Source organism: Pseudoduganella sp. UC29_71, from assembly GCF_042693265.1.
Lineage (GTDB): Bacteria > Pseudomonadota > Gammaproteobacteria > Burkholderiales > Burkholderiaceae_D > Rugamonas.
The window spans coordinates 4,912,043-4,926,104 of record NZ_CP170549.1 but is presented as its reverse complement, the minus strand read 5'-3'; the positions used below and the strand labels follow the sequence as shown (position 1 = coordinate 4,926,104).

At 65.8% G+C, this 14,062-nt stretch carries 8 protein-coding genes; 2 read left to right on the top strand and 6 right to left on the bottom strand.

Going from position 1 to position 14,062, the window contains the following annotated elements; all coding sequences use genetic code 11:
- Nucleotides 1–4: 4 nt before the first annotated feature.
- From ACFJI2_RS21775 to ACFJI2_RS21750, 6 genes are all read right to left on the bottom strand, one after another.
- On the bottom strand, nt 5–1,432 hold the full coding sequence (locus tag ACFJI2_RS21775; protein WP_377701864.1) for an FkbM family methyltransferase: 1,428 nt from the start codon (nt 1,430–1,432) through the stop codon (nt 5–7).
- Nucleotides 1,429–2,676, bottom strand: a complete 1,248-nt coding sequence (locus ACFJI2_RS21770; RefSeq protein WP_377701863.1) for an ABC transporter ATP-binding protein — start codon at nt 2,674–2,676, stop codon at nt 1,429–1,431. Before ACFJI2_RS21770 ends, ACFJI2_RS21775 begins: the two co-directional genes overlap by 4 nt.
- Nucleotides 2,673–3,473, bottom strand: coding sequence for an ABC transporter permease (locus ACFJI2_RS21765; RefSeq protein WP_377701862.1), 801 nt, complete (start codon nt 3,471–3,473; stop codon nt 2,673–2,675). Before ACFJI2_RS21765 ends, ACFJI2_RS21770 begins: the two co-directional genes overlap by 4 nt.
- Before the next feature lie 133 nt (nt 3,474–3,606).
- Nucleotides 3,607–4,362 carry a Crp/Fnr family transcriptional regulator gene (locus ACFJI2_RS21760; protein WP_377701861.1) on the bottom strand — a complete coding sequence of 252 codons (756 nt, stop codon included), beginning with the start codon at nt 4,360–4,362 and terminating at the stop codon, nt 3,607–3,609.
- Nucleotides 4,363–4,378: 16 nt separating this feature from the next.
- Nucleotides 4,379–5,698: a tetratricopeptide repeat protein gene (locus ACFJI2_RS21755; protein WP_377701860.1), complete on the bottom strand. Its 1,320-nt coding sequence runs from the start codon at nt 5,696–5,698 to the stop codon at nt 4,379–4,381.
- Nucleotides 5,695–7,566, bottom strand: coding sequence for a CHASE2 domain-containing protein (locus ACFJI2_RS21750; RefSeq protein WP_377701859.1), 1,872 nt, complete (start codon nt 7,564–7,566; stop codon nt 5,695–5,697). The genes ACFJI2_RS21755 and ACFJI2_RS21750 overlap by 4 nt, the downstream gene beginning before the upstream one ends.
- A 278-nt stretch (nt 7,567–7,844) precedes the next feature.
- Here ACFJI2_RS21750 and ACFJI2_RS21745 point away from each other — a divergent pair, with 278 nt between their 5' ends.
- Both ACFJI2_RS21745 and ACFJI2_RS21740 read left to right on the top strand, forming a co-directional pair.
- The gene (locus ACFJI2_RS21745) at nt 7,845–9,245 is read left to right on the top strand and encodes a FecR domain-containing protein (RefSeq protein ID WP_377701858.1); all 1,401 of its coding nucleotides are present in this window, start codon (nt 7,845–7,847) and stop codon (nt 9,243–9,245) included.
- Between the two features lie 328 nt (nt 9,246–9,573).
- A complete protein-coding gene (locus tag ACFJI2_RS21740) occupies nt 9,574–13,872 on the top strand; it encodes a beta strand repeat-containing protein (protein WP_377701857.1) in 4,299 nt (1,432 codons plus the stop codon).
- The last annotated feature ends 190 nt before the right edge of the window (nt 13,873–14,062 follow it).

Below are 14,062 nucleotides of genomic sequence, written 5' to 3'. Positions count from 1 at the left end.
GGTTCTATCGGTTGCGGGAGTGCTGCAGCGCGCGCTGCAGGTCGTCGTAGATCTGGCGCGCGGCCGGGGCCAGCTGCTCGCGTTCGGCGCAGGCGGGCGCGTCCGGGGTGGCGGGAGCCGGCTGGGCCTGGCTGCGCATGGCCAGCGCGCGCAGCATGCCCACCAGGCGCGGGCTGCGGCCGGCCTGGCGCCGCAGCCAGAACGCCAGCGCCGGGCGCGCCGTGATGTAGCGCAGCGCCGCCTTGACGCCGCGCCGCGCCAGGCCGGCCGGCGCGCGGCGCACGGCGCGCAGCACGCGCGCGCCGCTGTGGCGCGCCTGCCAGGACCAGTGGCGCAGGCGCTGGCGCACGTAGCGCACCGCCTTGACCGCGCCGCGGATCGGGCGCGACAGGCGCCAGGCCCGGCTGGCATAGATGCCGTGCAGTTCGGCGCGCGTGGCCGCCAGCGTTTGCTCGGCCTGCTGCAGCTTGGCGAAGGTGTCGGCCGCCAGCCATTCGTTGTGTTCGGCGCGCCGGGTGGCGCCGTCCAGCGCGGCCAGCGTGGCCGCCTCGGCCTGCTGCGCGCGCTCGGCGTTGGCCAGCTGCTCGGCCAGCACGTTTTCCGTGTGGCGCAGGTCGGCCTGCGCCTGGGCCAGGCGCGCGTCGGCATGCTCGGCCCGCTCGTTCCAGCCGCGCTCGCTGGCCGCCACCCAGTCATTGGCGGCGCGCACGGCGCTCTCGGCTGCCTCGGTGCGGCGCCGCCATTCGTCCAGCGGCCAGGCGTACGGATGGTCCTCGCACAGCGTGTAGCCGTCTGCCGGATGCGGCGGCAGTGCCAGCGCGGCGGCTAGCGCCTGCTGCTGCGGCGCCACGTAATAGCGCTTGTGGCCGTCCTGGTAGGCCAGCGTGTAGCCGGCCCCGGCCAGCCGCTGCCAGGCTTCGGCGCCGGCGCCGGCGTGCACCAGCACGATCCACGGTTGCCAGCGCGCCAGGTCGAAGCCGGCCAGCGCGCCGGCCTCGGCGCCGTTGACGGCCAGGTTGACGAAGTGGATGGGGCCGTCCACGTGCGCAGCGCATACCGCGTCCAGCGTGGTCTGCTGCACTTCGCGGTGCAGCACCGCCACACCGGCGGCGCGGCAGCGCTCGGCCAGCGCCGGCGCAAAGCCGGACTCGCCGCTGGCACCAGCGTCGTAGAAGGACGCGCTGCCGGCGGCGGCCGCCGCCGCGTGCGGCAAGTTGACGTCGGCCGGGCGCGCCGCGGCCAGGCGCGCGTGCAGCGCCGCCGACGGCTCCAGGTTGACGCCGCGCCAGCCGCGCGCGTAGAAGGCCTGCGTGACCGAGCCGATCGCCGGGTCGGCCGCGCCTGCGTCGATGTAAAAGCCGGCCGCCACGTGGCCCAGTGCGCGCTGCAGCAGCACGTCCTCGAAGTTCGGCGCGTAGGATATGAAGGTCATGCTGCTCCCGGGTCAGGTGCGCCGCGCGCGATGGCCAGCGCCGGCGCGAGCCAGTTGCAGCCTTCGAAGTACGGCAGATGCAGGTTCATCACGTTGAACACCAGCGCCAGGTCGCGCCATTCGTAGTTGTCGACCAGGTGGGTGTCGGCGCTGTGCAGGGCGGTGGCCACCGAGTAGCTGCCGGTGCCCAGGTCCAGCGGGAAGGCGAAGTCCACGGTCAGACGGTCGCCGGCCGCCACCGCGCCGATCGGCTGGCCCATGTGGTGGGTGTTGGTGCCGAAGATGTTCTGGCCCAGCCTGTCCTTGATGCGGATGCCCAGTGTCAGGTTGGCGATGGGCGCGTGCACGGCCACCGTGACGCGCAGCACGGCCGGGCTGCCGGCGGCCAGCATTTCGGCACGCTCGCCCTGCTCGTTGAGCATGGCGATGTCGGCCACGGTGGCCTCGCCGGTGCCGGAGATCGTCTGCACCTTGCCGCCGGCCGTGCTTTCCTGGCGCACGGTCTGGTTTTCCTTCTCGGCGATCATGGCGTTGTAGTAGTCCATGATCTCTTCCGGCGGCCCTTCCTTGCTGACGCGGCCGCGGTCGAGCAGGATGGCGCGGTCGCACACGGACTGGATCGCGCTCTTGTCGTGCGACACGATCAGCAAGGTGGTGCCCTGGGCGCGGAAGGCGCGGATGCGCTCGAAGCTCTTGTGCTGGAAATAGGCGTCGCCCACCGACAGCGCTTCGTCGACGATGAGCACGTCGGGTCGCTTGGCGGTGGCCACGGCAAAGGCCAGGCGCATCTGCATGCCGCTTGAATAGACGCGCACCGGCTGGTCGATGTAGTCGCCGATCTCGGCGAAGGCCTCGATCTCCGGCATCAGCGCCGCCAGTTCCTCCACCGTCAGGCCGATCAGCTGGCCGGCCATGAACACGTTCTGGCGGCCGGAGAAGTCGGGGTGGAAGCCCATGCCCAGCTCTAGCATGGCGGCCACGCGGCCGTGCATGGCCACGCTGCCGCTGGAGGGCGCGGCGGTGCCGGTGATCAGCTTGAGCAGGGTGCTCTTGCCGGCGCCGTTGACGCCGATGATGCCCAGCGCCTGGCCCGGTTCGACGGCGAAGCTGATGTCCTGCAGCACGTGCACCAGTTCATGGCGCGGCTTGCTGAACGGCAGCAGCCATTCCAGCAGGCGCGCGCGGTGGCTGCCGTAGCGTTTGTAGGCCTTGCCCAGATTAGAGACGCGGATGCTGCCGTTCACAATTCATCTACCATTTCTCCCGCGCGTTTGCGGAACAGTTGCAAGCCCAGCAGGCACAGCGCCAGCGCCAGCAGCGTCACCGGCAGCAGGCTGCCCCACTGCGGCCACTGGCCGTTGACCAGGATATTCTGGTACGACATGATCAGCGGCGCCATCGGGTTCCACGCCAGCCAGCCGGCCACTTCCTTGGGCAGCGCGGCCACCGGGTACACCACCGGGGTGAACCAGAACCAGAACTGCAGCACGATGGCGAAGAACTGCGCCACGTCGCGGAAGAACACGTTGAGCACGCCGAGGATCAGGCCGAGGCCGACGGCGAACAGGATCTGCACCAGCAGCACCGGGAACATGGCCAGGTAGCTCCAGCCGGGGAAGTTGCCCGAGATGATGAGAAAGCCGGTAAACAGGCCGAAGATGATGCCGAAATTGACCAGCGCGTTGAGCACCACGATGACCGGCAGGCAGATGCGCGGGAAGCTGATTTTCTTGATCAGGCCGGCATGCTCGAGGAACATGGTCTGGGCGCGGCCGGTGATCTCGGCGAACAGGCCCCAGGTCAGCACCCCGGCGCACAGGTAGATGCTGTAGGCGAAGGTGGAGGCCGTGCCGGGCAGGCGCGAGTGCATCACTTGGGCGAACACCACGGTGTAGACCACGATCATGGCCAGCGGGCTGAGCACGGTCCAGGCCGCGCCCAGCAGCGAGTTGCGGTATTTGATCTGGAATTCGCGCTTGACGCTGCCGCCGATGAAGCCGCGGTAGTTGGCGATGTTGTGGAGCAGGGCCAGGGCGCTCATTGGCGTGCCCCCGTGGCGCGCACTGGAAGGTTCATGGTGTCGTCATTCATATCAGGTGATGCGTGGATGGCGTTCCGGGTCCGGGCCGGGAACGGCGCGCATTATACGCTATTGCCAGGGTGGTAAGCCGCGCTCAGGCGCGCGGCGCCTCGCTGCTGCCGTCGACCAGTTTCTGCAGCGCCTCCGAATCGACGATGATGAGGCGGTGGCTGTCTTTCTGGATTATGCCCTGCTGGGTCAGCGTCAGCAGGGCGCGCGTCACCGTTTCGCGGCTGGTATTGATCATATTGGCAATATCCTGGTGGGTCGGCAGGTTCTCCACCACGTCCGGCGCGCCCGGCTGGCTCTTTTTCAGCAGCGCCAGGAAGGCGTAGATGCGGCGCGCCGTGTTGTTAATGCTGAGCAGGCTGCGGAACTCGGAGTCGCGCTGGATCTTCTCGGCCAGGTGGCGCAGCATCATATTGGCCACCGACGGCGAATGCGAGAACATGTGCAGCGCGGTCGGCGCCGGCAGGAAGGCCACCAGCACTTCGCTCATGGCCACCACCGAGGCGGTGCGGGTGGAACTGGTGATGACGGCGATTTCGCCGAAGAAGTCGCCAGGCTTGAGCATGCGCAGGCCGATGGCGCGGCCATCCTCGGTCACGTCGATCACCTGCAGCTGGCCGGTCAGCAGGAACAGCAGGCCGTCGCCGCTGCCGCCCTTTTGCAGCACCACGGCCCGCTTCGGGTATTTGCGGATGCGGAAATCCGGCTTGATGCGCAGGATCTCCTCGTCGCTCAGGTTGGCGAGCAGCGGAATCTGGCGCAGGTGCACCTGCTGCAAGGTTACCGTGTGGGGAGTGTCGTCCGGCGTGGCCGGCGCAGTGGCTTGGTTCTTGGTCACCATGAAATAGTCGGCCGGCTTACCTGCCGTCGCGCCAGCGCCAGCTCAGTTGCAGTACCTGGTTGTCGTATTGGAATATCGAAATATTTTCGTTGTTGTTAATCTTGCGCCACTCCAGCTGCAGCGCGGTGGTGGCCGTCAGCGGGTAACTCAGCGTGGCGCGCGTGGTGCTGCTGTTCTGGCGCCGCACCTGGTCCACCACGCCGGGCGAATAGGCGGTCTGGCCCTGCCACTGCGTGCCGGTCCATTCCAGTTCCCCTTCCAGGCGATAGGGTAGCATGCTGCGCCCCGACAGGCTGGCGCTCCAGCCGCTGCGGTTGCCCCCCGGGCGGTCGGCGATGGCGTGGTCGTTCAGGCGGCCCACACTGGCATACGCCGCGCTGCCCTGGCCGCGGTAGGCCAGCTGCGCCTTCAGTTCCAGCGTGTTGGAGTCGAAATTGGTCAGCGAGCGGTATTTTACATGGCTCATGCCGCTCATGATGCTCAGTTCGGTGTTCTTCGGCAGCGGCAGCGGCGGCGTTACGCGCAGCTGCACCTGGCTCTGCGTCTGGTACAGCTGGCCGCCCAGGCTGAGCATGCCGGCCAGGCCGCTGGCGCGGAACTGCCAGCGCTGCCAGCGCCACGGATGATCCACGCCGGCGAACACCGATGCCGTGTCGTAGCCGGTATGGACGTCGTTGCGGCGCGTATGCAGCTGCACGAAGCCGACGTCGCCGTTTTCGCTCAGGTCGGTGATGTAGTCTGCCGACAGCAGCGAGTAGTGGTCGGCCTTGGGCAGGTAGTCCGGGTCGAGCTGCTGCGGGCCGCCGCTGCCGTCGCCGATCACGTAGTACGCGTTGCTGGCGCCCTGGTTGACGTTGCGGTCGTAGCCGCGCCCCAGGTTCAAGGCCCACTGGTGCTGGCGGCGCCAGCTGGCGCAGCCCTGCGCGCGCTGCTCGGTGATGATTTTCAGGATGCCGGGTGGCGGCGCGTAGCGCGTTTCGATGGCCTGGAACAATTGCTCGGCCTCGTCGGCATGGCCAAGCGCGCATTGCAGCATGGCCAGGTCCAGCCACTCGCCGGCGTGGCGCGGCCCCTTGGCTGCCATGCGCGCCAGCGTGCTGCTGGCGTCGTTCTTGCGGCCTTCCGAGATGGCCTGCATGGCCTCCAGGTAGAGGTCGGGCTCGAGCTGCAGCGGCGTTTCCGGCAGGCCGGGCGGGGTCCGGCTGGGTTGCTCGTCCGGTTCTCCGGATGCGGCGGCGGCGCCGGGCGCCGCCTGCGCGCAGGCGGTCCCGGCCGCGCCGAGCAGCAGGGCCAGCAGGGCGGGGCGCAGCCAGCGCAGGGCGCTGCAGCGCGTCACGCCGCCGCCTCCGCCGCCAGCGCGGCCAGGGTGTACAGCGTGGTGTGGTGTTCTTTTCCGCGCAAGGTGATGTCGCCCAATCTGGTCAAATGATGCCGTTTGCTCTGCGCCGCCGTGCCGGGGCCGACGATCACGTCGTGCGGCAGGTCGCGCGCGGCCGTCTCCAGCCGCGAGGCGACGTTGACGCTGTCGCCGACCGCAGTATAAATGCTGCGCGACGAAGAACCAAAATCGCCCGCCACGGCGATGCCGCTTTCGATGCCGATGCGTACCCGAATCCGCTCCAGGCCGGCGGCGGCGCGCTGGCGGTTGAAATCCTTGACGGCGGCCGCAATGGCCAGCGCGGCGTCCAGCGCCTGGTCGGCGTGGTCGGCCACCGGCAGCGGCGCGCCCCAGAACGCCACCAGGCCGTCGCCCGTGTATTTGTCCAGCGTGCCGCGCTGGGCCAGCACCGGGCCGGTCAGGCAGTTGAGGAAGTCGCGCGTGAGCTGCGCCGCCTGCTCCACCGGCATGCCGGCCACGTGCCGGGTGTAGCCCTCCATGTCCGCGATCAGCGTGGTGACTTCGCCACGGCGGGGCGCCAGCGGGTCTTCCAGGTTGCTTCTCAGTAATTCATCGACCACCGCGTCGGCCACGTACTGGCGCAGGGTGCCAAGCAGCTGGCGTGACTGGCGCTGGCTGCCCTGCCAGGCCAGCGGCACCGCCACCGCCAGCAGGAACAGGTGCACCAGCAACGGGCCGGTGCTGTTGAACAGCGCGTCGTGCGGCACCATCAGCCACGCCAGGCCCAGCCAGGCGGCCGAGGCGGCCGCCAGCAGCGCCATATTGGTCCAGGCCGGCAGGCGGGGGAAGCTGTAGCTGGCCGCGGCGATGGCCAGCACGCTGAAGACGACGGCCAGCGCGCGCCCGGGCCACGGAGCGGGGGCCAGGCCGCCGCGCATGTCGAGCTGGGCGGTCAAGGCGGCCGCGTGCACCAGCAGCCCGCTGGTATTGGGCGAGAGCGGGGTGGCAACGCGGTCGGCCAGGCCGAGCGAGGACGAGCCGACCAGCACCAGCTTGCCGGCGATCAGTTCGGCCGGCCAGCGCTGCTCGAGGATGTGGCCGGCCGGCACCACCGTGTACGCTTCCCAGGCGCGGCTGTAGGGCAGGCGGCGCAGGCCGGGGCCATCCATGCCGCCGGTCGGGCCGCGCGCGCCGGCCGGCGCGGGGGCGCCGCAGCAGTCGAGCAGGGCCAGCGACAGCGTCGGATAGCGCCGCCCTTCAAACCAGGTCTGCATGGGCAGGCGGCGTATCATGCCGTCCTGGTCCGGAATGAAGCCGATGTTGCCGATATGGGCCGCCTGCGCCAGCCCGGCATGGTTGGCGATGTAGCCGCTGGCGCGTACCGCGCCGTCCGCCGCGGCCGCCGGCACGCCGCCGGTAAGCGCGCCCACCCGCAGCGCCAGGCCGCCGTTGAAGTCAAACGCCTGCGGCAGCACCAGCGGGCCGTAGCGCGCCAGCATGCCCAGCCGCACGTCGCCGTCGGCGCCGGCCGCTTCCGGCAGCACCAGGTCCAGTGCCACGCCGCGCGCCTGGTAAAACCCGATCAGCTCCTCCAGCAGGCTGGCGATGCGCTCGCGCGGCCACGGCCACGGGCCGTGCGCCGCCAGGCTGCCTTCGTCGATGTCGATCACCACCATGCGGTGCTCCTTGGTGGTGCTGGCCCGGGCGCGCGTGTAGTGGTCGCGCAGCCATTCGTCGCCCAGGTAGGGGCGCAGCACTGCCGGGCTCCATTGCGCCGCCACCGCCAGCAGCAGCGCGGCCAGCGCCACCAGCGCCCGGGTCAGGGCGGGGCGCGACTTGGCAGGGGGGGAAGCCGGGAAGGTCATGAATCTGGGCGGGGGCCGCCCGAGGGCAGACGGAGCTGTGGATAAAAGGGCATGCCGTGTTGGCTAAAGGCAAAGTCTATATTTATTGCTAACAATAAAGCAAGTGCTGATTTGCCGCTGCTGTCTCCCGGGCGGGCAAATTTAGGTAAGCAAATGTTGCAGATAGGATTTGCCGTGTGGGGCGATGCTATAGTTTACTGGTCCAATCCGCGTTTTGTGATCACCGTCACAGCATTATGAGCCATATCGCGGACAATGGGAACCAGAGGAGTCTTACTATGCCGTTGTCCATAATTTCGCGCCGCGTTGCGCAGCTGTTCCTGATGCTGGGGCTTGCCGCCGCTGGCGGCGCCTACGCAGCCGAAGCGGCGCGCATCGTCTTTGTGTCGGGTGCGGTGCACACCGGCAGCCGCGCACTGGCCGTCAATGACGCGGTGCAGGAAGGCGACGAAATCCAGACCGGCGCGCAAGGCTATGTATATCTGCGCACGGTGGACAACGGTTTGCTGATCCTGCGCCCGGGCAGCCGCGCGCGCATCGTCACTTACCACGTCGACAAGCTCAATCCGGCCAATACGCAAATCAAGTTCGAGCTGCTGTCCGGCGTGGCCCGCAGCGTCTCCGGCGACGCCGTCAAGCTGGCGCGCCAGAATTTCCGTTTCAATACGCCGGTGGCCGCCATCGGCGTGCGCGGCACCGACTTTACCGTGTCCACCGACCAGGAAACCTCGCGCGTGACGGTCATTTCCGGCGCCATCGTGGTCAGCGCCTTTACCGGCAACTGCATGCCGGGCGGCAGCGGCCCATGCGAACACACGGCCAGCCGCGAACTGTCGGCCAGCCAAGTTGGCCAGATGCTGCAGGTCAAGCGCGGTCAGGCCGTGCCGCAGCTGATGTCCAATTCCCAGCAATCGCCGGATGTGGTGGCGCCGCCACGCAACGACGAGCCGATCGGCAAGCCTGGCACGGCATCCGCACCGGCTGCGCCCGACGTGAGCCTGGACCCGAAGAAGGTGGACAATCTGCTGCACCAGGCTGAACTGGTAAAAAATGCCAATGTGGCGCCCGTGGCGCCGCCGCCCATCATGCCGCCGGTGGACCCGGTGGTGACCAATCCGCCTGTAACAACCCAGCCGGAAGTGCCGCCGGTGGTGCCGGAAGCCCAGCTGAGCCAGTTGGTGTGGGGCCGCTGGCAAGCCGTGCTGGACCAGGCGCCGCAGCAAAACAACGTGGCGCTGGCCGCCGCCGGCCATGTCAAAGTGGCGCAGAACAGCTATTACTCGATCTTCCGCACCAAGGGCGATGTGTTCCAGGCGCCACAGCAGGGTTCAGTGGGCTTCTCGCTGCGCCAGAGCGAAGCGTTCGTGCGGGATTCGTCCACCCAGCAGGCTACTGCCGCCACGCTGGAGAATGGCAGCTTGACGGTGGACTTCGGCAAGTCGCGCTTCGCAACCGCGTTTGACCTGGTTAACCAGGGCCAGGTGTCGAAGCTGCACGCCGAAGGTGCGGTCGGCAGTGACGGCCTGTTGTCGGGCGATACGCAGTTCTACAGCAAGATCACTAATATGAACGTCAATGGCGCGCTCAGCAAGTCGAATGGCGGCAGCGCCGCTTATGTATTCGACACGCGGCTCGACGCCAACCGCACCGTCAATGGTGTGACGTACTGGACCAAATAGTAATATATTCATCTTCATGTTAAAAAAGGCGGTCTTGATAGACTGCCTTTTTTTCGTCGGTGGTGGTTTCTGCGGCATGTGCAAGGGGGCTTGTTATTCGGTTGGTAACAGTGTATTGATTTCCCGGAAATCTTCTCCCATAATGCAGCGCGGACAAATTTCTGTGTTTTTTTGTGAAATAAGGTGGGTTTTTATAGCTTCGTGTGACGCACGTCACACAAAACCGTAAATGCCTTCTGCCATGATGGCAACCGTAGCACTGCAAGCATGAACTTCAAACTTTGCAGTTTGAACTTTACTTTTTGAATTAATCTCTTAGGAGTTTTAAATGGCCGTTTCCGCAAACGATATCCAGGGTCTGTACATTGCCTACTTCAACCGTCCGGCTGACTTCCTGGGCCTGCAATTCTGGACCGACGCAGCCAACAAGGCTGGCGGCGACATCAATGCAGTTGCCAACGCATTCGCAGCATCCCCAGAGTACAAACTGAACTTCACCGATCCAGCAACCGGCGCAATGAAGAGCACCGCTGCTATCATCGACACCATCTACATGAACCTGTTCGGCCGTCACGCTGAACTGGACGGCATCAAGTTCTGGGGCTCGGCTCTGGACAACAAAGTCCTGGGCATTGGTAACATCGCTTACCAGATCATGAAAGGTGCTCAAGACACCGAAGGCGGCTTCCAGGACAAGACCGCTGTTGCATCGAAAATCGCTGCAGCCACCGCTTTCTACAACTCGCTGGACACGACCGCTGAAGTCGTTGCATACGACGGCGAAGTCGCCAACGGCCTGGTCAAGACCTGGCTGAGCACCGTTGTTGACCAGGCTACCCTGGACGCAGCAACCTCCGAAGAAGCCCTGACCGCCATCACCAACGCCGTCGTGCAAACCGACGTGCCAGTGATCCCGGCTAAAGACCTGGTTCTGACCACCGGCGTAGACAGCGGCGCAGCCTTCACCGGCGGTGCAGGCAACGACACCTTCAAAGCCATCATCGACGACACCACCAACGCCATCAAGACCACCCTGACCGCGCTGGACACCCTGGTTGGCGGCGACGGCGCTGACACCCTGAGCCTGGACGTTCTGAACGGCGCCGGCGCTGCTGGTACCGCTGTAGCCACCCTGCCTTCGATCACCCTGACCGGCATCGAAACCGTAGCCGTGCGTTCCGCAGTGGACCTGACCGCTAACCTGTCCGCATACAGCGACGTTACCGCAATCAACCTGACCCAAGGCAAGGCAGTCACCCTGACCGCCGGCGCCAACGCTGCTGTTTCCGTTTCCGGCGCAACCGGCGCGGTTGACGTGAACGGCGGTAAATCGCAGACCATCGTTGCTGAAGGCAATGCCGGCGTTACCTCCGGCACCAGCGGCACCGCTGCGGACGACACCAAGGGCGATGTGACCATCACCCTGTCGAAAGCAACTACCGGCGACGTGGAAGTAAACGGCGGCGCCAACGTTACCGTAACCACCACCGGCGGCACCACCACCAACAACATCAACATTGGCCAGACCGGCACGCAGCAAGCTACCGGCGCGATCAAAGTATCGGCTACCGGCGCTGACTACGACAAGGCTGGCGCTGCTACCCAGGCAGGCACCATCAATGTCAAAGGCGGCACCTCGATCGAAGTGAACCAGGTTGCTTACTCGGCTACCACCGACGCAGCTACCGACACCACCGGCGTAACCGTGCACACCCAAGGCAACGTGAACGTTGACGGCGCCGGCACCGCTACTTCGGTAGTCGTGAACCAGTCCAAAGCTGTTGACGCTAAGAACGCTGTGACCGCTGTTGCCGGCGTACACCAAGCCGCTACCTACACCTTCGGCGTGCTGCTGGCCGGCCAGACCCTGACCGTGGGCGGCCTGACCTTCACCGCAATCAAAGACCTGACCGGCGCAGAAGTTGCTACCGCTTTCGCCAGCCTGGCTGACGGCGCTGTGCAAGGCGCAGGCAAAGTGGCCAACGGTTCCTACTCGGGCACCTTCGCTGCTGACTGGACCTCGGGTGCTGCTTCCGGCGCAACCGTCACCTTCACCGCTCTGGACCCACTGACCGCTGCTGGCTCCGCACTGAACCCAACCGTTGCCCAAGGTACCGGCTCGGCTACCCTGGTACAGCCAACCGCTGGCGCAACCGTTGCTGGCGTAACCGCTATTGACGCAGTAACCGGCGTTGCTGGTATCGCTTACGGCGCTGTTGCCATCACCGATTCGGGCACCACCGACAAGATCGCTTCCGTAACCCTGAACGGCTACGCTGCATCGTCGATCGCTTCCGAAGCGCTGACCACCCTGAACATCTCGAACAGCAAGTCGGCCCTGACGATCACCCAGACCACCCAGAAGACCCTGGACCTGACCGTGAACGGCCTGGCTGCAGGCGCAACGGTCAGCAACGGCACCTACGAGACCGTGAACCTGCACGTTGCAGGCGCATCAACCTTCGCCGTGACCGCTGCTGGCGCGAAATCGCTGGTAGTTGACGGCTCGGCTGTTGCAAACGTATCCACCGGCTCGACCCTGTCGGCTCTGGAAACCGTGAAAGTGAACGGCACCGCCGGCCTGAACCTGGGCACCGCTGGTTCGACCACCATCAAGTCGATCGACACCACCGGCACCACCGGCACCGTGACCGCCGCTCTGGACGGCACCGTTGGCACCTACACCGGCGGCGCTGGCGTGGACAACGTCACCCTGATCGCTTCGGCAGCCATCACCAAAGCCATCAACCTGGGCGCTGGCGATGACTCCCTGACCTTCACCGGCACCAACGTTCCAACCGCTACCGGCACCATCGACGGCGGCGCTGGCACCAACACCCTGGTACTGTCGGCTGCTGACGCGAACACCCTGTCGAGCAACGGCAACTTCGAAGCTGCCATCAACAACTTCCAGAAGCTGAGCCTGGGCGCAGTTGCTGCTGGCGCGACCAGCACCGTTGACCTGTCCAACCTGGACGACATCAACTACGTCGTCAGCGCTAACGCCGCTACCACGGCTGCAGTGAATGAGTCCGCAGTTGTTACCTTCCAGGCGCTGACCGCTGGCCAAAGCATCACGATCGCCGGCCGTACCCTGACCGTGACCGCTGGCGCTTCCGCTACCGCTGCTGAAGTGGCTGCTGCCTTCCTGGCTGGCACCACTGCCACCAACGCTACCAACACCCTGACCATCTCCGGTGCCCTGGCTGCCTGGACCGTGGCTGCCAACGCCGCTGGCGTGCTGACCTTCACCAGCACCACCGCAGCGACCAACGTGGCTGACCTGGCAACCGTCTACAGCGACACCGCCCTGGCTGCTGCCACCGCAGTTGCCGCTGGTACGCCAACCGACGGTACCGCCGGTACTGCTGAATCGACCGCGTTCACGATGCAAGCGCTGTCCGATGGCCAGTCCTACACCATCGCCGGCCTGACCGTAACGGCTCAGAAAGCGCTGACCGCTACCGAAGTGGCAGCAGCCTTCCAGGCAGGCGTGACCTCGGCCGGTAACTTCACCGTGTCCGGCGCCTACGCTGCTCCAGCTACCTGGACTGGTGGCTCCTTCGGCGCTGCCGGTGCAGTTCTGACGCTGACCAACGGCGCCAACGGCGACGTGACCAACTTCACCACCGCGACCGGCAACGGCGCTGGCGGTTCCCCAACCGACGCTGGTATCGTTGAAACCCAAGGTGCAGCAGCAGGTGCTGGCGCTGCCGGTAGCCTGACCATCAACAAGATGGCCAACGCTGGTACCCTGGAAATCACCGCTGCAGGCGCTGGCATCACCGTGGGTATGACCGACGCAACCGGCACCGCCGACAGCCTGAACCTGAAGATCGCTAACGCCGCCGGCATCAACGTTGGCACGATCTCGACGGCTGGTGTTGAGTCGATCGCTCTGGCACTGGATGACACCAGCACCAAGGCAGTTGACATCACCGCGGTCCACACCGTGTCGATCGCTGACACCTCGCTGACCTCGATCGTTCTGACCGGTGACGCAGGTGCCATCCTGACCACCAACTCGAACAAAGTGGCCACCATCGACGGTTCCGCACTGACCCTGTCGCTGACCGCTGGCAGCCTGACCACCGCAACCGTGGCAGCTACCATCACCGGCGGCGCGGGCGACGACGTGCTGACCGCTAACCACACCGGCGACAAGCTGATTGGTGGCGCAGGCGACGACGTTCTGAAAGTTGGCGGCGCTGGCGCAGTATTCGCCAACGGCGTAACCCTGACCGGCGGCGCAGGTGCTGACACCTTCGACATCTCGGGCGCACAAGCTGTTGCAACCGTCAACGACTACGCAACCATCACCGACTTCGGCGCTGGCGACCTGCTGAAACTGGCCGCTGCCAACGTCAAGTTCGTTGCAGCCAACGTGACCACCGGCGGTACCGCGGTGTTCCAGGATCTGGTCAACAAGGTAGTTGCGGAATCGGCGCAGAACGAAGCTGGTTGGTTCCAGTTCCAGGGCGATACCTACGTCGTTGAACACCGTTCGGCCAGCACCACGGCCTTCGTGAACGGCTCCGACAACATCGTTAAGATCGTTGGCGCAGTTGATCTGAGCAACGTCGCTTCGTACAGCACCTCCGCTGACACCCTGCTGATCATCGGCTAATAACCGTCAAGTGCATGGCCGCTCCGGTGGCCATGTGCGGCCCCGCAAGGGGCAGCAGACTGAAAACCCGCCTCCCTCACAGGAGGCGGGTTTTTTATTTGGCTGTGCGGAATCGCAGCCGAATTTGTAAAAAATGTGATCCACATCACATTTCCGTGCGGATTTAGGCGATAATGTGTGTGCCCGGCGT